The sequence below is a fragment of the Pseudomonas sp. Soil_N_39 genome (genome assembly GCF_057655955.1).
Window position 1 is genome coordinate 64,378 of the sequence record NZ_JBDGLI010000013.1, and the last position, 22,655, is coordinate 87,032.

Below are 22,655 nucleotides of genomic sequence, written 5' to 3' on the forward strand. Positions count from 1 at the left end.
CGTTACTTGATGTCTATGAAGGGCAGGGCGCTGTTCGGCAATACGGTGGTGGGCAGCACGCCATTCCAGCGCTCGGCCTTGGTCAGTTCCACCAGGTTCTGGTTGCTGGCCAAGGCCTGGGCCCGGGCCTTGATAGCCTCGGCTTCGGCTTTGCCGCGCAGTTCGGTCGCCAGCGCGTCTGCCTTGGCTTGGGCTACCTGCGAATCAGCTTCCGCCTGAGCCTGGGTCACCCGGATCTGTGCTTGGACCTGCTCGGTGGCGAGCTGTTGTTCGCGGGTCTTGACCTGGACTTCAGCGGCCATGCGCGCTTCGATGGCTTTCTCGTAGGCGTCACTGAAGTCGATGTTTTCGACCTGGACGCTGTCGATGATCACGGGCCCGGTGATGGTGGCCTTGATGGCCGTGGAAATATCGTTGACCAGTTGAACGCGGTTCTGCACGGCAGCCACGGCGTTGAACTTGCCAAAGACGTTTTCCACCTGAGTCGGCACCTGGCGGCTGATCATCCGGTCACGGATGCCTTCAAGGTCCTTGAACTGGGTATAGACCTTCGCCACATCGGAAGGGGCGATATGCCAGGACACGGAGACCTTGAGCTGGGCGGACTGTTGATCCTTGCTGTAGGCCTGCAGGTCTTCATAAGCCGTGACTTGGCTCTGGACGCTGATCATACGTACGGATTCGATGAAGGGCGTCTTGAAGGACAGACCCGGTTCAACCACCCCGACCAGCGCTCCGTTACGCAGCAGCACGCCGCGCTCGGTCTCGTCGACCGTGTACCAGCTGCCGAACAGCACGCACAACAAGACGATGCCGACGATTGCAGCAACGATGGAGCCGATGGTTTTGCTGGTCACTTTTCTTTCCTTGAGTGGCGGGGTGGGGTTTGCCATAGCGATCTCCAATGCTGAAGCTGCAATAGGTATTTCGAATGCCGGACACGAAAAAGCCCTGAATAATCAGGGCTTTAACGTTAGAAGATGGCGGAGGCGATGGGATTCGAACTCATGGACCTGTTACAGTCGACGGTTTTCAAGACCGTTGCCTTAAACCACTCGGCCACACCTCCGTATTGCGTTGCGGGCGCCATAATACCCGAATGAAACACACTGTCAAACTCTCTACGTAGCTTGTTACAGAGCGTCTGTTATGATCCTTGCCACTGAATGTTTCAAAACCGGAGGAGTGTCGCCATGCGCGAACAGGATTACGCAGTGAACAACAGCGTGCAGGCTGAGCAGCTAGAGGTTAGCCGCGTCCTGCGCAACACTTATGGCCTGCTGGCACTCACACTCGCTTTCAGCGGTGTGATGGCCTACGTCGCACAACAGATGCGGGTGGGTTACCCGAACATCTTTGTCGTGCTGATCGGTTTCTATGGCCTTTTCTTCCTCACCAACAAACTCCGTGATTCGGCCTGGGGCCTGGTGTCGACTTTCGCCCTGACCGGCTTCATGGGCTTCCTGCTCGGCCCGATCCTCAATCGCTACCTGCAAATGCAGGGCGGCGCCGAAGTGGTCAGCTCGGCCTTTGCCATGACCGCCCTGGTATTTGGTGGTTTGTCGGCCTACGTGCTGATTTCCCGCAAGGACATGAGTTTCCTCGGCGGTTTCATCACCGCAGGTTTCTTCGTCTTGATGGGGGCCGTGCTGGCCAGCTTCTTCTTCCAGATCAGCGGCCTGCAACTGGCGATCAGCGCTGGCTTCGTGCTGTTCTCGTCGGTCTGCATCCTGTATCAGACCAGCGCTATCATCCATGGCGGCGAGCGTAACTACATCATGGCGACTGTCAGCCTGTATGTATCGATCTACAACTTGTTCGTCAGCTTGCTGCAGCTGTTTGGCCTGATGGGGCGTGACGACTGATTGTACTGTGATGAGTGAACAGCCCGCTTCGGCGTGATGCTGTTCACATAGTGGAAACGGCGTTTTTCAGAGATGAAAAGCGCCGTTTTTTTTGACATTTTTTGGATGGGTTGGTGTGTATATCCGTTTCTTCGGTAACGGCTACTTAGGGTTCCGCCCTGACGGCGGGGCACTTTTGGAAGAGCCCACTGCGCAATGCCTGCGTTCGGCCAGCGTGGTTTACGGGGCGTCCAGATCAAGATCAAAAGCAAAGCAAGAGCGGGGGGATGCCCAGCATCTATGTGGCTGAGCCACCGCTATCGCGAGCAAGCTCGCTCCCACACTGGATCTTTGGCTGGCACAAAATCCGTGTGCACCGCAAAACCTGTGGGAGCGAGCTTGCTCGCGATAGCGGTTTCGCAGTCAATGAAGAGGTTGAACAGGCTGGCCTCTTCGCGAGCAAGCTCGCTCCCACAGGGCAAACCAGGCGGACGCCTATGCCATCGGCGGCAATCGCCGCTTGACCGGGGTCTTCTTGACGATGGCCGTATTGGTCTCGGCGTGGATATTGAGCTTGTCCAACACCGTATCCAGCTGTTCCATCGAGCGCACGTGCAGGCGCGCGATGAAGCAGTCGTCGCCGGTGACCTTGTCGCACTCGGTGAATTCAGCGATGCCCTGGATCTGCCGCTCCACTTCCTGCAACTGTCCCGGCAGCGGGCGGATACGCACGATGGCCTGGAGTTGATAGCCGAAGCACTTGGGATCGACCTCGACGGTGTAGCCCCTGAGCACGCCGCGTTCCTCGAGCCGGCGAAGGCGCTCGGCGACGCTGGGGGAGGACAGGCCACTGAGATTTGCCAGGGCCTTGAGAGAGCGTCGGGAATCTTCCATCAGGGCACTGATGAGGATCTGGTCAATGTCGTCAGTCATTTCAGCTCCATTAGGCGAATGCGTGAAGTTGCCTTGATAAAAAAGGTCGAAAGGCAGTTTAGCCTTTTTCAAGCCATGGAGAAGGCCCCGGTCGGCTCGGCATACTGTGTCCACTTGCTGAAGGAGCCTGAAGATGGACAAGACCTTACGCCGCGGTTCGCTGGAAATGACCGCCGCCATGCTGATTTCCGGAACCATAGGTTGGTTCGTGCTGGTTTCCGGTTTGCCGGTGCTGGACGTGGTGTTCTGGCGCTGCGTGTTCGGCGCCGTGACCTTGTTATTGATCTGCGCCGGTTTCGGCTTTTTGCGCCCCGGCATCCTCACCCGTACCACCTTCCTGCTGGCGGTGCTCAGTGGTGTGGCGATCGTCGGCAACTGGGTATTGCTGTTTGCCTCTTACTCCCGTGCTTCGATTGCCATCGGCACGGCGGTGTACAACGTCCAGCCGTTCATGTTGGTAGGGCTGGCGGCGTTGTTCCTGGGGGAGAAAATCACCGTGCAAAAACTGTTCTGGCTGGCGGTGTCGTTTCTCGGAATGCTGGCCATTGTCAGTGCCCATGGTGACCAAGGGCAGGGCGGCGGTGACTATCTGCTGGGTATTGCGTTGGCGCTCGGGGCTGCGTTGCTGTACGCCGTCGCGGCGTTGATCATCAAACGCCTGACCGGCACGCCACCCCATCTGATCGCGCTGATCCAGGTCAGCACTGGCGTGCTGCTGTTGGCACCTTGGGCGAACTTCTCGGTGTTGCCGCAACACGCCCAGGCCTGGGCCAGCCTATTGACCCTGGGCATGGTGCACACCGGCGTGATGTACGTGCTGTTGTACAGCGCCATTCAACGGTTGCCGACCGCGTTGACTGGGGCATTGTCGTTCATCTATCCGATCGCAGCGATCTTCGTCGACTGGTTCGCCTTCGGCCATCGCCTCGAGCCGCTGCAATGGCTGGGGGTGGCGGCGATTCTGCTGGCGGCTGCCGGCATGCAACAGGGCTGGAGCATCAAGTGGCGTCGCCCAGCCCTGCCGTAGCCCACCGTCCGGGCGTGGATCAGAAGATGTAGTCCGTGGTCAGGAAGTTGGAATCCCGCTCACGGATGATGTCGCTGATCAACGCCTTGTTGCTGTCCTGGAACTTGGTCGCCACCAGTGTGCGGATGGAAAAGGTGCGCAACGCATCGTGAACGGACAAGGTGCCCTCGGCCGAATTCTTGCGGCCATTGAACGGGAAGGTGTCTGGGCCCCGCTGGCACTGGGCGTTGATGTTGATGCGGCCGACCTGGTTGGCGAAGGTGTCCACCAGCTTGCCGACTTGTGCCGGGTTGGTGCCGAAAATGCTGAGCTGCTGGCCGAAGTCGGACTCCAGTACGTAATCGACCACCGTATTGAGGTCGCGGTACGGCACGATGGGAACGACCGGGCCGAACTGTTCTTCGTGGTAGACCCGCATCGCCGTGTTCACCGGGTACAACACCGCCGGATAGAAGAATGAGTTGCGCGACTCGCCACCGTGGGCATTCTTCACTTGCGCACCCTTGGCGACCGCATCGGCCACCAGAGAATGCAGGTAGTCGACCTTGCCCGCCTCGGGCAACGGCGTCAGCGCCACACCGTCTTCCCACGGCATGCCGGGTTTCAGGCTGGCGAGCTTGGCGTTGAATTTCTCGATGAATGCCGGCGCCACGTCTTCATGGACAAACAGGATTTTCAGCGCCGTACAGCGTTGGCCGTTGAAGGACAGCGAGCCGGTCAACGCCTCGCTGACCGCGTTGTCCAGGTCCACGTCCGGCAGCACCAGCCCGGGGTTTTTCGCATCCAGCCCCAGGGCGGCACGCAAGCGGTGCGGGCGCGGGTGGAGTTTCTTCAGGTCGCTAGCGGCCTTGTTGGTGCCAATGAAGGCGAATATATCGATCTTGCCGCTGGCCATCAGCGCGCTGACGGTTTCCCGGCCGCTGCCGTAGATCACGTTGATCACGCCCGCCGGGAAGCTGTCGCGGAAGGCTTCGAGCAGCGGCCGCACCAACAGCACGCCGAGCTTGGCCGGCTTGAACACCACGGTGTTGCCCATGATCAAGGCAGGGATCAGCGTGGTGAAGGTTTCGTTCAGCGGATAGTTGTAAGGCCCCATGCACAAGGCCACGCCGAGGGGAACGCGGCGGATTTGCCCGAGGGTGTCCTGTTCCAGTTCGAAACGGCTGGAGCGGCGGTCCAGTTCCTTGAGGGCATTGATAGTGTCGACGATGTAATCGCAGGTACGGTCGAATTCCTTCTGGGAATCCTTGAGGTTCTTGCCGATCTCCCACATCAGCAACTTGACTACGGCCTCGCGCTGTTCGCGCATACGCGCCAGGAAGGTTTCCACGTGACGGATGCGCTCGGCGACGCGCATCGTCGGCCATTGGCCCTGGCCGCGATCGTAAGCCCGGACGGCGGCGTCGAGGGCGGTGAGGGCGGTCTCGGCATCCAGCAGCGGCGTGCTGCCGAGGATCACTTGTTCATCGCCCAACTCGCCGGTCAGGTAGACGGGACTGCGGACAACGGCCAGCGGCCCTTGCCAGGTTTTCAAGACGCCGTCGACCAGGTATTCGCGCTGCTCGATCCGCCCTTCGAGGCGGTAGGCGTCGGGGATGTCGGCGGCACCGGGGAACAGGTTGGTGAGGAAGGGGGCGGTGGTCATGTCGTTACTCCATCAATGAAATGAGCCATGGGCGGACGGCTTGCAGGTAGGAAACGCTTTTAGCGTTATACGCCTTTTTTAAGTGGCGGCAGATTGCTTGCGCCGGACGACGTTGTAGGAGCCGCCGAGCGAAGCGAGGCTGCGATCTTTTCCCAAACACTTGAGTCCCAAGTGAAAGATCAAAAGATCGCAGCCTCGCTTCGCTCGACAGCTCCTACACAGCTTCTGCTACGGGATAGGGATCACCAGCGCATCCGCACCCCCATGCTGGTAATGACGCCGTTGAGGTCGTTGTCGTCGACGTCACTGCTGTAATCGGCGCTGACATACAGGCTGACCGCCGGCGTGACCCGTGCCACCAGGCCCAGGCCGACTTCGACGGTGGAGGATTTTCGGCTGCTGCTGATCTTGTCGACCTTATCCAGGGACACGGTGCCAACGTTCTGGACGGTGTGCCACAGGTTGGTTCGCAGGTAGGGTTCCACACCGAGACCGTTGACCTGATAGGTCCCTTTGAGTCGTGCGCCAACACGACCGCTCCAACTGCTCAGTTCATCGCCGTTGCCGTTCTCGGCGTTCGGTGTGTCGAGAGTGACGCGCTGGTTGATCAGTTGTGCCTGGGGTTCGACCACCCAGTGGGTGCTGATGCCGATGGGAAAGCCACCTTCAACCGACAGTGTTACCGCATGGCCTTCGGTGGCCTGGCGCTGGCCTTGTTCGGTACGGCTGTAGCCGTTGACCCGGCCGCCGCTGGCGCTCAGGTCGATGTGCCAGCCTGTAGGGCCGGTGAGGCTCCAATAGGCACCGAGGCTCGAACCTTTCAGGTTGAGGGCATCTTTGCCCGGTTCGGCCTGCGCGGGCATCACCAACACGCCGCCGCCGGTTGAAATGATTTGGTTATGCCCGCTGGTCAGCCCCATGCGCTGGGTATGGCCGCTGTCGTTTCGCAAGGTGAACAGGGCGGGGCTTTTGCCGGAAGCAGCCTCACTTCCGATGAGTGCCGTATCGAGGTGGGTGGGCGGTGTTCGGTCGTACCAGGGTTGCACGGTTTCCTCGGCAGGCCAGGCCTGAGCCTCCATGGATGAAAGCAGCAGCAACGACGTAGAGACGGTATGGAAAGGGGTGGTGAACGCTTGTGGACGGGGGGAAGTTTTCATGGGGGCCTGCCTTGCAATCGCATGCATTTCTCGCTTTTTGGCGTCTCTCCTACCCCGAATGAGGGGCGACCGAATGGATTGAGGCAAGCCTTTGGCGGCCCGTCTTGACGGGTTCCAGAGGCCTGCCCCTGACTGTATTTCCGGGGGTAGTACGGTGTAGTCAAGAAGACTGATGGCAGTGCGTCAAGAAACTGAACGATGAATGGCAAGATGAAATCAGCGCCAATAAAGCGCTGATTTAAATTGGTTATTAAGAAGGCTGTTTAAGCGTAAGACCTCCGTCGCAGCGTCTGCCTACCAACTGATCCGCACACCAATATTGCCGCTTGTGCTCTGTTGCTGGTTGCTGTCGAGGTTGTTGCTGTAGTTGACAGCGGCGTAAACATTGACCGCAGGCGCCAGGCTAACGATGACGCCGACGCCCAAGTCGCCAGTGGAGGCGCGCTGTTGGGTCTCGACCCGCTCCGTATCGTCGAACGTCACCGAATCGGTACCGGAAAACGTGTGCCAGAGATTGGCGCGCAAGTACGGTTCCACGGGCATGCCGCTGACCTGATAGCGACCCTTCAGACGAGCGCCGACACGGCCGGTCCAGGCACCGTCGGAATCGAATTCGACCTTGGAGATCCCATCGTTTTGCGTATCCAGGGAAACCTTCTGGTGGATGACCTGGGCTTGGGGTTCGAACACCCAGTCTGAGGTTACCGCGAAGGGATAGCCGGCCTCCGCCGAAACGGTCAGGGCGTGCCCGCGATTATCGATTTTCAGGCCGCGTTCGGAACGGTTGTCGCCGTTCAGTCGCGTGCCCATCACCACGGCATCGACGTAGCCGCCGCTAGGGTCGGTGAGCGTCCAGTAGAGCCCATAGCTGTCGCCGTCGAGTTCTATCTTGCCGGCGTGCCGGCCTTCGAAACCCAGGTTGAAGCCTTTGACCTTGCCGTTCAATTCCGTGTGCCCGACGAAGAAGCCAATGCGCTGGGTCTGGCCGCCGGACAGTTGCGAGCTGTATAGATCGTTGCCCACCTGGAACCCTTTGATCGACCCATCGAACTGCGGCGTCACCGTGCCGGCCCAGGTTTTATTCAGGTCTGTGCCATAGACCCGGCCCCAACCCGCGCCGAATGCGCCGGTTTCCGTGAGCAGGCGCTGGTCACCTTGACGGTCATGGAATGTGCCGAGGGCCATCAACGTCAATTGCGCCGCCGCCGGAGGCAGCACCGACCAGGTCGGCACTTCCGGGCGATACAACGGGATGGGCGCCGCGCCGGGCACTGCGGTTGGCAAGGGCGGCAGCGTCGGCACGGGTGGCGCACCCGGCGCGGGAGGCGCGGTCGGGATGGGGGCTGGTACTGGTCCGGCGACCACGGTGGAGCGCAGGTACCAGTTGTTTTCATTGCCGGTCACGCCGCCCTTGAACAGGCGGTAATCGAACGCACCGGCCGAGATGGACTGCCCCTGCGAAAAGGCGTTGATGTCACTGACCGCGCCACCCAGGGCCTGGACCACTTCGATGCCGTCCTGGGTCGTCTGTGCGCCCGTGCCGCCGAGGTTCGTGACTATGATGGTGGTAGTGCCGGTGAGCGTCCCGCCATTGACCACCAGTTTGTCACTGGCAGAACCATCGGCACCAACGGCCGTTTGCACATGCAGCTGGCCATTGTTGCCGACGTAGTTGCCCTGGACGGTAAGCGTGTCGTTGGTGCGGGTGTTGCCCTGGGTAAGGTCTATCGTGCCGGCGTTGTTGAGCGTCGCCAGTTGACCGGCGGTAAAAGGCGCGATGACGCCTTGGGTCGCCGTCAGCGTGCTGTCGCTTTCGATGGTGAGCGTCCCGGTGGCGGTGGCGCTGTCACCCAAGGTCAGGGTGTCGTTAAGGTCCAGTTGGGAGCCTTGGGTGAGGTTGATCGTTTCCCAATTGAGGTAACGGGCGCCGGTGCTGGAGGTGCTGCTTTCGAAGGTCAAGACGTCCTGGCCCAACTCACCGTCCACGCTGGGCGTGGTGGCGAGCGTTGTTTCATCGAGAGCACTCAACTGCGCCGTGTCGTTGCCCACACCCATTAAAACGGCGGAGTGAATGAGGCCGCCGCTCCACTGGAACTGGTCATCGCCGGCACTGGCCCGGACCTCGCCGAGTATTTCGCCACCGCTGACGGTGATGCTGTCGTTGCCGCCGCTGACGCTGACATTGCCGCCGATGCGTCCCGCGGAGAGGATGATGGTGTCCTGACCGAAACCGGTCACCAGGTTGCCAATGATATTGCCGCCTGACATGTCGAAAACGTTGTCATCGAGTTTCATGTCGACCCGGCCGATGGTACCGCCGGTCATCTTCGCAACGTCGCCGTCTTCGAATGCGTCAACGATGGTTCCACCGTTCATCTCGAACGTATCGAGGCCGTCCCCTTGGGCCAGGGACAGGATCCTGCCGCCATTCATGATGAAATCGTCCACTCCAGAGCCCTGCTGTACATCGCCGTCGATCACGCCGTTGGCGTTGATCACGATGCTGTCGACGCCGGCGCCGAACGTGACGTCGCCGGTAATGAGGCCGCTGCCGTTGGCGGGCATGGTCAGGCTGTTGTTACCCGAAAGGTCCGTCAGCCCGGGGCTGGTGCCGCTGTCGCAGACATAGGAATCATTGCCTGCGGTCGGTACCAGCGTGCAGGCCGCCATGGCGGAGGATGCGGGTAACAGGAAGGGGGCCGATACGCACAAGGCGTTGAACAGCCGATTGAATCCTTTATCGTGCCGAATCATGTGCTATCCCTCTGCATCGGCATCCCCATGGACACCGGTTCCAGCATCGGTTGCGCAACAGATGGCACACAGGGCCTGGCAACGCTCGCTGTATGGAAAGGCACCCTAGCAACGATTAAAGGGCGTCGCTACTGTCAGAACTTACAGGTCAACGCTCAGAAAGAGGGAGGGAAGGCTCGCTTTACAAATGCACTTCCACCGAAAGCGGCAGGTGGTCGCTCAGGTGGGTCCAGGGTTTGTTGCTCAGTATTTGCGGGGAATGACTGCTGGCGTTGCGCAGGTAAATGCGGTCCAGGCGCAACAGCGGGAAGCGGGCCGGGTAGGTCCTGGCGGGGCGGCCAAGGTGCTGCTCGAACGCTTCGTGCAGGTAACCACGGCGGGCAAGGGCGAGGTTGCCGCGCAGTTGCCAGTCGTTGAAGTCACCGGCAATGATCACCGGGGCATCCTCGGGCAGCGAATCGAGCAATTGGCAAAGCAGTTTGAGTTGTAACTGGCGATGGCTTTCCAACAGGCTCAGGTGCACGCAGATCCCATGGACCGCAGCGTGGCCCGGCACATCCAGCACGCAATGCAACAACCCGCGCCGCTCGGGCCCGGTGATGGACACGTCGAGATTGCGAAACTGGCGGATCGGGTATTTGGAGAGCAAGGCGTTGCCATGATGACCATCGGGGTAAACCGCATTACGGCCGTAGGCGAAGTCGCTCCACATGCTGTCGGCGAGGAATTCGTACTGGGACGTCTGGGGCCAGTTGTCGTAGCGTGACGCGTGGCGGTCATGTTCACCCAGTACCTCTTGCAGGAACACCAGGTCGGCGCCGGTACTGCGCACCGCTTCGCGCAATTCGGGCAAGATGAAGCGCCGGTTGAGGGCGGTAAAACCCTTGTGGGTGTTGACCGTCAGGACCCGCAGTCGATGAACCGCCGCAGGCGCGTCCGATTTTTGTATTGGTTCGACGGCTCGCCAATCGGGATCTTGAGTCACGTTCACTCCTGAATCAGACGTACTTGTTCATGCGACTGACCCAAGGCACCGGCAGTTCCGGATTTTTCATACCCTTGTCGATCGCCATCGCGAGCAAGCTCGCTCCCACAGGGACTGGTGGCGTACAGAAGTAGCAGTTCCAATGTGGGAGCGAGCTTGCTCGCGATGGCAGTGGGTCTGAACCGCCGCCATCCGCGAACAACCCCAGCTTTTACAGGTGCGTGTTCAGATGAAGACAATCTCATAGGGCAAACCCATCCGGTCAAGGATGACCCTGGGCAACAAGGGGGCGATGCCGCTCGCCGGTTCGCCGGCGAGTTGGCTGACGTAGGCGTGCATGGCGTGACGTTTGCGGGCGGTGGTCCAGACGTCGAGGCGCAGTTTGCGGGCCCGGTGCCAGGGGATTTTATTTTGTTCGCGGACCGGCCAGTGCCAGGCCCACACCGGGAGCTCGTTGAACGCCACCCCGATCCTGTCGGCGGCCAGCGCCCCGGCGCGTCCGACGGTGTCGTGGTCGCTGTCGCCATCCTGGCGCCAGGTGCTGAACACCACGTCACCGGGTCGCAGGTGACGGGTGATAAAAGAGGCCAGCTCGGCTTCGTGTTCGGCCAGGTTTTTTTCCGGAAAACCGCCGCGTACCCACTGCAGGCCATGGGCGGCGATGCCCAGGCGATGCAGGGCGTCGACGCTTTCCTGGGGGTGGGGACGGTGCGTACGCAGGCGTTCGTCGTTCCACAATGGTGAGCCGGGGTGGGCCAGGGCGCCATCGGTGACCGAGATCAGCAACATAGGCTGGTCCAGGTTGCTCAGCAATTGCAGCAATCCGCCACAGGCCCCGACTTCATCGCCCGGGTGCGGGGCAAGGATGACGGCGCGAGCGCCAGCGGGAATGAGTGTCTGGGTACTGATGATCGGAATATCGGCCAGTTGCGCAGCACTGTTCCAGATTTGCGGGTGCTGCCGGCCAGGCAAGCGAGAGGCGGGCTTCATAAGTGACATCCTTGTATGTGTTCAATCTTTCAGCCATGCACCGGGCCTACTGTCCGATGGCACCGATGTGGGCATGACTGCGATTCACAGCGCTCCGAATCCTGGAGACTACCGCAGGGGAAGTATTGACCATGTCAGCCGATTCGTCTCGTGACACGTGCGTCTGAACTGCATTTTTTTCTTCAAACTGAACGGTGTGGCTGGAAAAACCGCATCCTTGCGGTCCCCATCGGTTAACTGCGAATCGTTCAATCCTCTTCTTCGCGTTGCAGCTCGAACAGCAGCAACGAGCGTCCGGTGACAGAGTATTCGGATTCGAAATCGAAGCGCTCCTGGCCACGAACGGTCGGCTGGTTGGTGTCGACCATGCAGGTCCAGAAACTGCCCTCGGGGACTTCCGGCAAGCGGAAGTTAACGATGTCATGGTGCGCATTGACCACCAGCAGCAGCGTCGCATCGCCACCCTTGCGTCGAATGCCGGTCTCCTGGGCGCGGCCATCCATCAGCATGCCCAGGCAGCGACCATTGCCGTCTTGCCACTGTTCGATGCTCATTTCGCTGCCGTCCGGGGCCAGCCAAGTCACATCCTTGACCCCGATGTCCTCGTTGTAGTTGCCCACCAGGAAGCGTCCGCGGCGCAGGATCGGGTAGGTCAGGCGCAACTTGATCAGGCGTTTGACGAACTTGAGCAGCGCCGCGCCATCCTCGCTCAGGTCCCAGTTGACCCAGCCGATCTCACTGTCCTGGCAATAGGCGTTGTTGTTGCCGTGCTGGGTACGGGCAAATTCGTCGCCGGCGACGATCATCGGCGTGCCTTGGGCCAGCAGCAGGGTGGCGAAGAAGTTGCGCATCTGCCGATGGCGTAGCGCGTTGATCTCGGGATCATCCGTCGGGCCTTCGACGCCATGGTTCCAGGACAGGTTGTTGTTGCTGCCGTCCTGATTGTTCTCGTCGTTGGCTTCGTTGTGCTTGTCGTTGTACGACACCAGGTCATGCAAGGTGAAACCATCATGGGCGGTAACGAAGTTCACCGAGGCGTACGGGCGCCGACCACGTTGGTTGAACATCTCGCCCGAGGCGGTCATTCGGCTGGCGAAGTCGGCGAGCTGGCCGTCATCCCCCTTCCAGAAGGCCCGCACCGTGTCGCGAAACTTGTCGTTCCACTCGACCCAGCCCGGCGGGAAGTGCCCCACCTGATAGCCACCGGGGCCACAGTCCCAAGGCTCGGCGATCATTTTCACCTGGCGCAGCACCGGGTCCTGGCGGCAAGCGACAAGGAAACTGTGGCGCTCGTCGAAACCGTCATGGTAACGACCGAGAATGGTCGCCAGGTCGAAGCGGAAGCCATCGACGTGCATTTCCGTGGCCCAGTAGCGCAGGGAGTCGGTGACCATTTGCAGCACGCAGGGGTGGCTCAGGTCCAGGGTGTTGCCGGTGCCGGAGTCGTTGATGTAATAGCGTTTGTCGTCGGGCATCAGCCGGTAGTACGAGGCGTTATCGATGCCGCGCATGGACAGGGTGGGGCCCTGTTCGTTGCCCTCGGCGGTGTGGTTGTAGACCACGTCGAGGATGACTTCCAGGTTGGCCTCGTGCAGGTGGGCGACCATCTCCTTGAACTCGGCGATCTTGCCGCTGGCCAGGTAGCGCGGGTCGGGCGCGAAGAAGGCAATGCTGTTGTAACCCCAGTAATTGGTCATGCCTTTATGCAGCAAGTGCTGGTCATTGACGAAGGCATGGATGGGCAGCAGCTCCACCGAAGAAACGCCCAGCTTGCGGATATGCTCCAGCACATCGTCGACCATCAGCCCGGCGAACGTGCCGCGCAGGTTCTCGGGCACCGCAGGGTGACGCATGGTGAGGCCGCGTACGTGGGTTTCATACAGGATGGTTTTGTCCCAGGGCACGCTGACGCGATGGTCGTGGCCCCAGGTGTGTGCGGGGTCGATGACCTTGCACTTGGGGACGAACGGGGCGCTGTCACGCTCATCGAAACTGAGGTCGCCGTCGGGGTGGCCGATGGTGTAGCCGAACAGGGCTTCGGACCACTTCAATTGGCCGACCAGTTGCTTGGCGTAAGGATCGATCAGCAGTTTGTTCGGGTTGAAGCGATGGCCGTTCGCCGGGTCGTACGGGCCATAGACCCGATAGCCGTAGATCAATCCCGGATGGGCATCCGGCAGATAACCGTGGTAAATCTCGTCGGTGTACTCCGGCAGCTCGATGCGTTCGAGCTCGACTTCGCCGGCATCATCGAAAATGCATAGTTCGACCTTGGTGGCATTGGCTGAAAACAGCGCGAAATTGACCCCGAGGCCATCCCAGGTTGCACCCAGTGGAAAAGGCAGCCCTTCACGAATCCGCGAGGCCTCGATAACGGGCGGCGGCGTGGTTTTGTTTGGACGGGTCATAGTTGCTCCTGCAAAAAACAGACAGATACAGCGGTGCGGTTCACTTGAAAGGGATGGCATCACCCTTCACCTGTAGCGAGGGGATTTATCCCGTTATGTGGGACAAAGTTGCTTCCTTGTGGGAGCAAGGCTTGCCCGCGATGAAGAGATGCGCTCCTTCAGACATCGAGGCGCCTGCTTCGCGAGCAAGCTTTGCTCCCACCTGGCGAAGAGACCGATAGGATGAATCAAACCGCCGGCGGTTTGCGCGGTGCTCGTGGCTTCTTGTCGGCTGTCTTGTTCGCCGGTGGCACTGTCGCGGCAGTCGCCGCAGTAGGCTTGGCCGCTGGCTTGACCTTGGGGGTGGTGTTTTTTGCGGCAGGCTTGGCCGTGGTGCTCTTGGCGGCAGCAGGCTTGGCGCCGTCGGTTTTGCTGGCCGCCGATTTACTCGCGGCCTTGGGTGGCTTGCTGGGCGCCAGCGCTTCGGCTTCGGCCAGTTTGCGCGCCATCTCCCAGTGGCGTTTTTCCTGCCCGGTGGGTTTACCCTCGGACTCCCAGATCTGATAGGCGAATTCGCGAATGCGTTTATCGTCGGTACTCATCGCAGTGCTCCTGATTCAACTCAAGATTGGATAAAGACATTGACCGGGAAATTCCCCAGCGCGGTGCTGATCAGCAGCTCCCTTTGGGGTGTGACTGTGACGCTTGAAAAAAGTCCCTTCAGTTTTTCATCCTGGGCGGCGAACGGTAACGATATGCGGGTATCGCCCCAATCCGACGCAGCCACCAGCGGCACGGCACTGTTTTCCAGCAAGTGCGCCGCATGGACCGGTACGACAATGATCGCCCGTTGTTGCGAGTCCTCGCGCATGAAGGCCAGTATCCGCTGGGCCTGTTCGCCGAGCACTTCCAGCGGTTGGTAGCGGCCCTGGCGCCATAACTGCGGATACTCGGCCCGCACGGCCAGTGTCCTGGCGATCAAGGCTTGCTTGATCCGGCCGTCACGCCAATCGCGTACCAACGCGGTAGGGGTGTTCTCGGCGCGCATCGCCTCGCGGCGTGCCTGGAAATCCACCGGGCGACGGTTGTCCGGGTCCACCAGGCTGAAGTCCCAGAACTCGTTGCCTTGGTACAGGTCCGGTACGCCGGGTACGGTCATGCGCAGCAAAGTTTGCGCCAGACTGTTGAGGGCACCCGCCGGGGCCACGGCCTGGACCGCCTCGGCGATGGCGCTGCGCAAGGGCAACCCCTCATCGCCCAGCAGCAGGCGTTCGAGGAACATCTGTGTGGCTTGTTCGTAAGCGTCGTTGACCGCCGCCCAACTGCTTTGCAGCTTGGCTTCACGCAAGGCCTTGCGTTGCCATTGCCACAGGCGCTCGTTGTAGGCGGCCAATGCCTTGTGGTCCTGATGGTCAAGGTCCAGCGGCCAACTGCCGAGCAGTGCCTGGTAAAGGATCAGCTCATCACCGGCCGAGGGCGCCGCCGGATCGCTGTGCAGTGAAGGCGCGAGGATGCGCCATTGTTCGACGCAGGCGGCGTACCAGTCGGCGCGTTCGCTGAGCACGGCCAGCCTGGCGCGGGTGTCTTCGCCGCGCTTGTGGTCGTGGGTGGCGGTGGTCATCAGGTTGTCGGGAAAATGCTCGAGGCGTTCGAGACACGCTTGGTGGAATTCCTGCACCGGGGCGCTGAAACGCTCGGTGTTATAGCCCACGTCATTGCGCGACAACAGCACCGCCGAGCGATAGAGGGCGGTGTCCTCCACGGCTTTGGCGGCGGCCGGCGAGGTCAGTTGCTGGAAGCGCACGCAGGCGTGACGCAGGCGTTTGCGCTGGCTGCCGCGCGGGCGTTGCCGCCAGGGCATTCCACCGAGCCAGCCGGCCAGGCAATCGAGCACCGGCCAGTCGGCTTCGCTGAGGGTTTGCCGGGCGCCTTCCAGGGCCTGGTTGAAAAACATTTCGTCTTCGGCGGCGCGTCCCAGGGGTGTGATGTAGGTGCGGTACACCGGGAAATGCACGATCAACTCCTGCAAGGCCCGTCGAATCGCGCCCAGCGTCAGGTCGCGGGTCATCACATCGTCCCGGGCCACTTGCAGCAAGGCCTGGGCGACGCTTTCGAAATCCCCGGCCAGGGAGCCATTGAGTATCTGCTGGCGGGCCAGGCGGGCTTCTTCGATGAAGTGCGCCGGCCGCTCACTGTGCCGGCTCCAGAACTCGGCGAGGGGAGCGGCGCCGGCCGGGTCATGCTGCAGCAGCGAGACCTGGTTCATGAACTCGTAACCGGTACTGCCGTCGATGTTCCAGTCCCGCCGCAAGGTCTCGCCATCACCAAGGATCTTTTCGACGAAAATCGGCAAGTGTCGGTTCGGCGACAGTGAATCGACGCGTCGGCGTAGTTTGCGGCAGTAACCCCGAGGGTCGGCGAGACCGTCGATGTGATCGATCCGCAGCCCGTCCACCAGTCCCTCGCCGATCAACTCGAAGATCTTTGCATGAGTGGCTTCGAATACTGCTGGACGCTCGACCCGCAGCCCGCCCAGTTCGTTGACATCGAAAAAACGCCGCCAATTGATATCGTCCGCCGCGGTGCGCCAGCTGGCGAGGCGGTAGCTCTGGCGCTCCAGCAACTGATGCAGGCGTTCGAAACCCAGGGGCTGGGTGGAGTCATAGCCACTCAGGTTGTCCTCGATGGCGGCCAGGATCCCGGTTTGTGCCACCAGCGCCTGCAACTCCGTTTGCAACGGGCGGGCGAGGGTGTGGGCATCGGTCTGGTAATTGAGCGTGGTGAAGCGCTCAGCCAGGGTCTTGAGCGCTTCGGCTTGCTCGACGGGCGGGGTTTCGGCCGGTTTGAGCAGTTCGCCGTAGTGCATCGGGCAAATCGGGAAGCGGTGTTCATAGTGCTCGACGTAGAAGCTGCCGTGGGTGGCGTCGAAGCGCAATTGCAAGGTGCCTTCCTGCAAGGCCACGCCGTAGTCGCTGCCCAGAAACGGCAGTAACAATTGGCCTTCCATCAGCGGGTCCGGGGAATGCCACTGGATGTCGAAGAACTCGCCGTACGGGCTCAGGCGTCCCCATTCCAGCAGATCCAGCCACCAGGGGTTGTCATTGCCGCCAACAGCCATGTGATTGGAGACGATGTCGAGGATCAAGCCCATCCGGTGCTCGCGCAAGGCGGCGACCAGACGCTTGAGCGCGGCTTCGCCACCCAGCTCGGGGTTGACCAGGGTCGGGTCGACGACATCGTAGCCGTGCATGGACCCGGCGCGGGCCTTGAGCAGCGGCGAGGCATAAATGTGGCTGATGCCCAGCGAGGCGAAGTACGGCACCTGGGGGATGGCATCGTCCAGGGTGAAGCCTTTATGAAACTGCAGGCGCAATGTTGCCCGCAGGGGTTGGATCAACGTCTGTTTCATCGGTCACGCTCGTTCGCCTGAAGCCTCGCGCAGGCGAGTATTTCCAGACGCCGGGCGGCGTCCGGGTGATCCAGCAACGCCTGGCTTTGCCCGGCGAGGCGGCGGCGCCAATTGGGATGGGTGTCGGTGGTACCAGGCAGGTTGGCCTGCTCCTCGATGCCCAGGGCATCTTCGAGCGGCAACAACACCAGCGGCGCGCGGGTGTGGCCGAGGAAACGCACGCTGGCATCCAGCACCTGGTCGGTCTCGCGATGTTCTTCGCGAAAGTTCTGCGGATCCTGGTTGAGCACTTGGCGCAGGCCTTCGCGTTCGCGCTCGCGGTGTTTGCGCCAGTCCATTTCGGTGGGGGAATCGATCAGGTCCAGCCGGGCGTTCCAGTCGATGTCGTGACCGTGCCACCAGCCGTTGAGCGTCGGCAAGTCGTGGGTGCTGGTGGTCGCCAAGGCGTTGTCCGGCCAGTCGAGGATAGGCTTGAAGTGGGTGTTGTCCTGTTCGAACAAGAGCACGCGCATGCCGAGGATCGAGCGTGCGCTGAGTTTGTCCCGCAAGCCCTCCGGTACGGTACCGAGGTCTTCGCCGAGGACGATGGCCTGGTGCCGATGGGATTCCAGTGCCAGCAGGCGCAGCAGGTCGTCCACTGGATAATAAAGGTAGGCACCGTCGCTGGGCGGGGCGTCGTTAGGGATCACCCAGAGCCGTTGCAAACCCATGACATGATCGATGCGCAAGCCACCAGCGTGGGCGAAGTTGGCCCGCAGCATTTCAATGAAGGCGCGAAAGCCGTTGCGCACCAGGCCTTCCGGGGAGAACGCCGAAATGCCCCAGCCTTGGCCGGAGCGGTTGAGAATGTCTGGCGGGGCGCCCACGGTCAACGATGCGAGCAGTTCGTCCTGGCGACTCCAGGCCTGGCTGCCACCGCCATCGGCCCCCACCGCCAGGTCGGCGATCAAGCCGATGCCCATGCCGCTGGATTTGGCTGCGCTCTGGGCGCGTTCCAGGCAACGGGCGATCAACCATTGGCAAAAGGCGTAGAAACCGATCTCGTCGGCATTTTCTTCGGCGAAGTGGGCCAGGGCCGAGCTGCGCGGATCGCGCCATTCCTCCGGCCACTGCCGCCAGTCGAGGCTTTCGCCCCGGGCGGCGCGTTCGGCCTGCAAGGCCTCGAAGCGGCAATGGTTTTCCAAGGCTTCGCCGCTGGTGTGGCGGAAACTGCTGAAGTCTTCGTGCAGCGGGTGCGCACCCTGGCTGAACCCGTCGTACAGGGCGCGGAGGATTTTCTGCTTGGCCTGGGCGGCGACCGGCCAATCGATCAGCGGCTGCTCTTCCAGGGCGCGCAGTTGGTTGGTCAAGCCGGTGGCGTCGATAGCGGAGCGCAGGGCGCGTTCACCGAGGATGGTGCCGGGCGCGGCGTACAGGCTGTTGAGGAACAGTCGGCTGGACGGTGAGTAAGGGCTGTAGCGCCCGGTGTCGCTGCTGAACATCGCGTGCATCGGGCTGATGGCAATGGCTTCGGCACCGCGCTCGCCAGCCACACGGGCCAGTTCTTCCAGGGCCTGGGTGTCACCGAAGCCACCGTCACCGGGGCGTCGCAAGGCATACAGCTGCGCGCTCAGGCCCCAGGCCCGTGGCGTCGGGTCGTCCACGGCATCGGCCACGCTGTAGCAGCGGGCGGGCGCGACGGCGAGGGTGAAATGCTGGTCCCGGATGCTGACGTGCTGATAACCCACTGGGATCATCCCCGGCAGCTTGGCGTCGGCATCGAGGTTCAGGTTCAGTGTCGCGCCGTCTTCGAGTTTGATTTCGCAAGGTGTCCCGGCCTCGAAGTAGCGGCTCAAGTCCAGGCTGGCCCCGACGTCGGCGGTGATCAGCGGTGGCAGCTGATGGTTCTGTTGATCTTCCTGCAACTGCAGCAGGCTGGCGTCGATTTCCTGGGCGCTGCCGGCGGGATGGCCCAGGCCAGTGAGGACTGAACGCAAGACGGCCGGCGAGACCTTCTGGGGCCGGCCGTTGGCATCGATCCAATCCACCGCCAGGCCCGCTCGGCTGGCGAGGATTTCCAATTGCGCATCGCTCATAGGCGCTCTCCAGTGATGTTGGGCAAGGTTGTCGCCTGCGTCAGACTGACCAGCGCGCTGTGGGGCGCAAGGACGCCCTGTTGCAACAGACCCATGACGTGCTGCGGATGTTCGAAAAGAATGCGTGCCTCTTCCGGGGCGTGGTGTTCGACGGGCTGATCACCAAGGTTCAGGTCGATGCGCAACACACTGCCATCGCCCAGTCGCCAGCGCGCGCAGACGGCGCCGTTGCCCAGCACATCGGCCCCCAGGGCCTGGGCGCCGGGCAGGCGCGGGACGATCTCTTCACGGCGGATTTTCAGCAGTTGGCGATACAGCGCCTCGCTGGCCTGCTGTTCCGCTCGTTGCGGTTCCAGGCTTGGCCGTGAAGCCTCGAAGGTGCTGGCCGCGTTCGGGTCGGGAATCCGCTCGCGTGTCTGCGGATCGGCAAAGGCACTGAACGCCTTGAACTCGTTGCGTCGGCCTTCGCGCACCAGCTCTGCCAGCTCGCCGTGATGACTGGTAAAGAACAGGAACGGTTGTTCGGCCGCCACCTCGTCGCCCATGAACAGCAGTGGGATCATCGGTGACAACAGCAACAATGCCGTCGCCGCTTGCACGGCCTGGGGCGCGGCAAGCTGATGCAGGCGTTCGCCCAGGGCACGGTTGCCAACCTGGTCGTGGTTCTGCAGGAACAGCACGAACGCGCTCGGTGGCAAGTGACCGCTGGGTTCTCCCCGGGATTCGCCGTGGCGATTGAGGTGGCCCTGGAAGACGAAACCCTGGCTCAGGCAGCGTGCCAGTTGTTCCGTCGGTTGCTCGGCATAGTCGGCGTAGTAGGCGTCGGTCTCACCGGTCAGCAGCACGTGGAGGGCATTGTGGCCATCGTCGTTCCACTGGGCGTCGTAGCCCTGTTCCAGCAGGCTGGCCTGGTTGTGTTCGTTTTCCACGGTTAGCCAGACATGCCGGATCGGATCTACCTGTTCGCGCACCCTGGCCGCCAGTTCCTGGAGAAAGTCCGGGTCTTCGATGGCGTGTACCGCGTCGAGGCGCAGGCCGTCGAAACGGTACTCCAGCAACCACATGAGCGCATTGTCGATAAAGAAGTCCCGCACTTCGCGGCGGCGGAAATCAATCGCCGCGCCCCAGGGTGTGTGCTTGTCTTCGCGGAAGAAGCCCTTGGCATAGCGGTGCAGGTAATTGCCGTCGGGGCCGAAGTGGTTGTAAACCACATCCAGGATGACGGACAGCCCATGGCCGTGGGCGCTGTCGATCAGATGCTTGAGCTGTTCAGGTGTGCCGTAGGAGGCCTGGGGTGCGTAGGGCAGGACCCCGTCGTAGCCCCAGTTGCGATCGCCGGGAAACTGCGCCAGTGGCATCAGCTCGATGGCGGTGACGCCCAACCCGGCCAGGCGAGCCAAATGCTGTTCGACGCCGTTGAAGCCGCCCAGGGCGCCCACGTGCAATTCGTAGATCACGGCTTCGTGCCAGGGGCGGCCGGACCATTGGGTGTGCCGCCACGGGTAGGCATGCGGGTCGACCACCACGCTGTGGCGGTCGATGTCGCCGGCCTGGGCGCGAGAGGCCGGGTCCGGCACCTCCAGCTCGCCATCGATGTTGTAGCGATAGCGGGTGCCGGCGGGGCAACGGGTCTGAATCATGAACCAGCCGTCGGCTTGGGGCAGTAGCGGTATTGAATCTCCAGTGTCGAGTTCGACACTGACAAAAAAAGCATCCGGGGCCCAGAGGGCGAAGCGGGTGTGCTCGTCATCCAGCATGACCGCCCCGTGGGTCCATGTCTCAGGCGTCCTTGACGTCATTGTTACCTCATTGTCTGGCCGATTTTCCCAGTGACTTCGCCACCAGCTGTTCGTAGAGTTCGGCGTAGGGTTCCACGGCCTTGCACCAGTTGAACGGAGCAGACATGGCCCGGCAGCGCATGGCGTTGAGCAGGTCGGGGAATTCGAAGACCTTGAAGGCTCGGCTCAAGGCTTGTTGATAGCTCTCTACGGTGGATTCATCGAACAGGAAGCCGGTGATGCCATCTTCGATGGTGTCCGCCAGGCCTCCGGTATTGCGCGCCACCGGCAGCGAGCCGAAACGTTGGGCGTACATCTGGCTTAAGCCGCAGGGCTCATAGCGCGACGGCATCAGCAGGAAATCGCTGCCGGCGAACATCCGCCGCGCATCGGTTTCGTTGAAGCCGATGCGCACGCCAATGCGGCCGGGGAAGCGCAGAGCCAGTTCGCGCATGGCCTGTTCTTCCTCCGGTTCGCCGCGGCCGATGATGGCGATCTGGCCGCCGGACTCGACGATGAACTCGGCGACCGCTTCGGTCAGGTCCAGGCCTTTCTGGTAGACCAGGCGCGACACCACGGCGAACAACGGGCCCGTGGAATCGTCGAGACCAAACAGTTCCCGTACATGGCTCGCGTTGACGGACTTGCCTTCCCAGTCGCCCATGGCGAACTGGCGAAACAGGTGAGTGTCGGTGGCCGAGTCCCAGCTTTCATCGATGCCGTTGGGGATGCCGCTGAGCAAGCCTTGTTGGGTCTTGGCCGCGAGGAAACCGTCGAGCCCGCAACCAAACGCCGGGGTGGTGATCTCCTGGGCGTAGGTGGCGCTGACGGTGGTGATATGGCTGGAGTAGGCCATCCCGGCCTTGAGGAACGACAATTTGCCGTAGAACTCCATGCCTTCCTGTTGCAGGGCGTGCTCGGGGATGCCCAGTTCCGGGCAGGAGGCCAAGCTGACCACACCCTGGTACGCCAGGTTGTGGATGGTAAACAGGGTCGGGGTGCGTTGCCCGCGCCAGTGCATGTACGCCGGCGCCAACCCGGCTGGCCAGTCGTGGGCGTGGACCAGGTCCGGGCACCAATGGATCTGCGCCAGGTTGGCGGCGATGTCGGCAGCCGCCAAGCCCAGGCGGGCGAAGCGAATGTGGTTGTCGGGCCAGTCGCGGCCGTTGTTGGCACCGTAGGGCGAGCCTTCGCGGGCAAACAGTTCCGGGCAGATCAGTACGTAGATCACCAGGCCGTCGGCCATGTCCATGCGCCCGATCTTGCAGGGCGGCAGCGCGGCGTGGCCGCCCAGCTCGCCGACGACGTGGATCGGATTGCCGCTGTTCATCACTTGCGGATAACCAGGGATCAACACCCGGACATCATGCAGCCCGGCCATGGCCCGGGGCAGTGCCGAGGACACGTCGCCCAAGCCGCCGGTCTTGACCAGGTCGGCGATTTCCGAGGTGACGAACAGGACTTTCTTGCGATTGGGGTTCTGTCGAACGACGGGGAGCAGTGCCTTGCCGCCGGTGGCCAGCACCGGGGCCGTCGGCGATTCGGCCGCCGGCGGTAATTGAGAACGGACGTGTTGTGGTTCCAAGGCAGCACTGATCATACATATCTCCCATTTTCTCGATCTGTTTCCGGCACGCGCCAGAGCTGTTGTTTCATTGGCCAAATCCTGCG

The 22,655-nt window shown here is 61.8% G+C and carries 15 protein-coding genes and 1 tRNA gene; 2 read left to right on the top strand and 14 right to left on the bottom strand.

All coding sequences use genetic code 11. From position 1 onward, the window contains the following. Positions 1-2 precede the first annotated feature (2 nt). Both AC3A5O_RS19430 and AC3A5O_RS19435 read right to left on the bottom strand, forming a co-directional pair. Entirely contained in the window at positions 3-857 is an 855-nt protein-coding gene (locus tag AC3A5O_RS19430; protein WP_122564622.1) for an SPFH domain-containing protein, read from the bottom strand. 124 nt (positions 858-981) lie between these two features. Then, positions 982-1,069, bottom strand: a tRNA-Ser gene (locus AC3A5O_RS19435). A 124-nt stretch (positions 1,070-1,193) separates the two neighbouring features. On the opposite strand from AC3A5O_RS19435, the gene AC3A5O_RS19440 reads away from it, so the two are divergent. Then, positions 1,194-1,865 carry a Bax inhibitor-1/YccA family protein gene (locus AC3A5O_RS19440; RefSeq protein ID WP_122564621.1) on the top strand — a complete coding sequence of 224 codons (672 nt, stop codon included), beginning with the start codon at positions 1,194-1,196 and terminating at the stop codon, positions 1,863-1,865. Between the two features lie 474 nt (positions 1,866-2,339). Here AC3A5O_RS19440 and AC3A5O_RS19445 read toward each other — a convergent pair whose 3' ends face one another. Then, entirely contained in the window at positions 2,340-2,777 is a 438-nt protein-coding gene (locus AC3A5O_RS19445; RefSeq protein WP_122564620.1) for an Lrp/AsnC family transcriptional regulator, read from the bottom strand. Positions 2,778-2,910: 133 nt separating this feature from the next. Here AC3A5O_RS19445 and AC3A5O_RS19450 point away from each other — a divergent pair, with 133 nt between their 5' ends. Beyond that, positions 2,911-3,804 (top strand): DMT family transporter, encoded by an 894-nt coding sequence (locus AC3A5O_RS19450; RefSeq protein WP_122564619.1) that lies wholly within the window; start codon positions 2,911-2,913, stop codon positions 3,802-3,804. Positions 3,805-3,823: 19 nt separating this feature from the next. Here AC3A5O_RS19450 and AC3A5O_RS19455 read toward each other — a convergent pair whose 3' ends face one another. From AC3A5O_RS19455 to glgA, 11 genes are all read right to left on the bottom strand, one after another. Beyond that, positions 3,824-5,449, bottom strand: a complete 1,626-nt coding sequence (locus tag AC3A5O_RS19455; protein ID WP_305470991.1) for an NADP-dependent glyceraldehyde-3-phosphate dehydrogenase — start codon at positions 5,447-5,449, stop codon at positions 3,824-3,826. A gap of 242 nt (positions 5,450-5,691) precedes the next feature. After that, entirely contained in the window at positions 5,692-6,606 is a 915-nt protein-coding gene (locus AC3A5O_RS19460) for an autotransporter domain-containing protein (RefSeq protein WP_122564617.1), read from the bottom strand. A 294-nt stretch (positions 6,607-6,900) separates the two neighbouring features. Further along, complete coding sequence (locus AC3A5O_RS19465; protein ID WP_487753581.1) at positions 6,901-9,360, bottom strand: autotransporter family protein; 2,460 nt, start codon at positions 9,358-9,360, stop codon at positions 6,901-6,903. 181 nt (positions 9,361-9,541) lie between these two features. Beyond that, positions 9,542-10,345 (bottom strand): endonuclease/exonuclease/phosphatase family protein, encoded by an 804-nt coding sequence (locus AC3A5O_RS19470; RefSeq protein ID WP_487753582.1) that lies wholly within the window; start codon positions 10,343-10,345, stop codon positions 9,542-9,544. A 225-nt stretch (positions 10,346-10,570) separates the two neighbouring features. Further along, positions 10,571-11,335: a PIG-L deacetylase family protein gene (locus AC3A5O_RS19475; protein ID WP_122564614.1), complete on the bottom strand. Its 765-nt coding sequence runs from the start codon at positions 11,333-11,335 to the stop codon at positions 10,571-10,573. 248 nt (positions 11,336-11,583) lie between these two features. Then, complete coding sequence (gene glgX, locus AC3A5O_RS19480) at positions 11,584-13,743, bottom strand: glycogen debranching protein GlgX (protein WP_122564613.1); 2,160 nt, start codon at positions 13,741-13,743, stop codon at positions 11,584-11,586. Positions 13,744-13,970: 227 nt separating this feature from the next. Continuing rightward, the gene (locus AC3A5O_RS19485; protein ID WP_122564612.1) at positions 13,971-14,324 is read right to left on the bottom strand and encodes a DUF2934 domain-containing protein; all 354 of its coding nucleotides are present in this window, start codon (positions 14,322-14,324) and stop codon (positions 13,971-13,973) included. 20 nt (positions 14,325-14,344) lie between these two features. Then, a complete protein-coding gene (locus tag AC3A5O_RS19490) occupies positions 14,345-17,131 on the bottom strand; it encodes a malto-oligosyltrehalose synthase (RefSeq protein ID WP_487753583.1) in 2,787 nt (928 codons plus the stop codon). Beyond that, complete coding sequence (gene malQ, locus AC3A5O_RS19495) at positions 17,128-19,206, bottom strand: 4-alpha-glucanotransferase (protein WP_122564610.1); 2,079 nt, start codon at positions 19,204-19,206, stop codon at positions 17,128-17,130. The genes AC3A5O_RS19490 and malQ overlap by 4 nt, the downstream gene beginning before the upstream one ends. After that, a complete protein-coding gene (treZ, locus tag AC3A5O_RS19500; protein WP_122564609.1) occupies positions 19,203-21,005 on the bottom strand; it encodes a malto-oligosyltrehalose trehalohydrolase in 1,803 nt (600 codons plus the stop codon). Before treZ ends, malQ begins: the two co-directional genes overlap by 4 nt. A gap of 7 nt (positions 21,006-21,012) precedes the next feature. Further along, entirely contained in the window at positions 21,013-22,584 is a 1,572-nt protein-coding gene (gene glgA / locus AC3A5O_RS19505) for a glycogen synthase GlgA (protein WP_122564608.1), read from the bottom strand. Positions 22,585-22,655: the final 71 nt, after the last annotated feature.

What these genes read in the sequence shown, in the direction of transcription:
- AC3A5O_RS19455 (WP_305470991.1), bottom strand. Translation starts at nt 5,449, where the DNA reads ATGACCACCGCCCCCTTCCTCACCAACCTGTTCCCCGGTGCCGCCGAC.
- AC3A5O_RS19440 (WP_122564621.1), top strand. Translation starts at nt 1,194, where the DNA reads ATGCGCGAACAGGATTACGCAGTGAACAACAGCGTGCAGGCTGAGCAG.
- AC3A5O_RS19460 (WP_122564617.1), bottom strand. Translation starts at nt 6,606, where the DNA reads ATGAAAACTTCCCCCCGTCCACAAGCGTTCACCACCCCTTTCCATACC.
- AC3A5O_RS19445 (WP_122564620.1), bottom strand. Translation starts at nt 2,777, where the DNA reads ATGACTGACGACATTGACCAGATCCTCATCAGTGCCCTGATGGAAGAT.
- AC3A5O_RS19485 (WP_122564612.1), bottom strand. Translation starts at nt 14,324, where the DNA reads ATGAGTACCGACGATAAACGCATTCGCGAATTCGCCTATCAGATCTGG.
- AC3A5O_RS19450 (WP_122564619.1), top strand. Translation starts at nt 2,911, where the DNA reads ATGGACAAGACCTTACGCCGCGGTTCGCTGGAAATGACCGCCGCCATG.
- AC3A5O_RS19490 (WP_487753583.1), bottom strand. Translation starts at nt 17,131, where the DNA reads ATGAAACAGACGTTGATCCAACCCCTGCGGGCAACATTGCGCCTGCAG.
- treZ (WP_122564609.1), bottom strand. Translation starts at nt 21,005, where the DNA reads ATGACGTCAAGGACGCCTGAGACATGGACCCACGGGGCGGTCATGCTG.
- glgX (WP_122564613.1), bottom strand. Translation starts at nt 13,743, where the DNA reads ATGACCCGTCCAAACAAAACCACGCCGCCGCCCGTTATCGAGGCCTCG.
- glgA (WP_122564608.1), bottom strand. Translation starts at nt 22,584, where the DNA reads ATGATCAGTGCTGCCTTGGAACCACAACACGTCCGTTCTCAATTACCG.
- AC3A5O_RS19465 (WP_487753581.1), bottom strand. Translation starts at nt 9,360, where the DNA reads ATGATTCGGCACGATAAAGGATTCAATCGGCTGTTCAACGCCTTGTGC.
- AC3A5O_RS19475 (WP_122564614.1), bottom strand. Translation starts at nt 11,335, where the DNA reads ATGAAGCCCGCCTCTCGCTTGCCTGGCCGGCAGCACCCGCAAATCTGG.
- malQ (WP_122564610.1), bottom strand. Translation starts at nt 19,206, where the DNA reads ATGAGCGATGCGCAATTGGAAATCCTCGCCAGCCGAGCGGGCCTGGCG.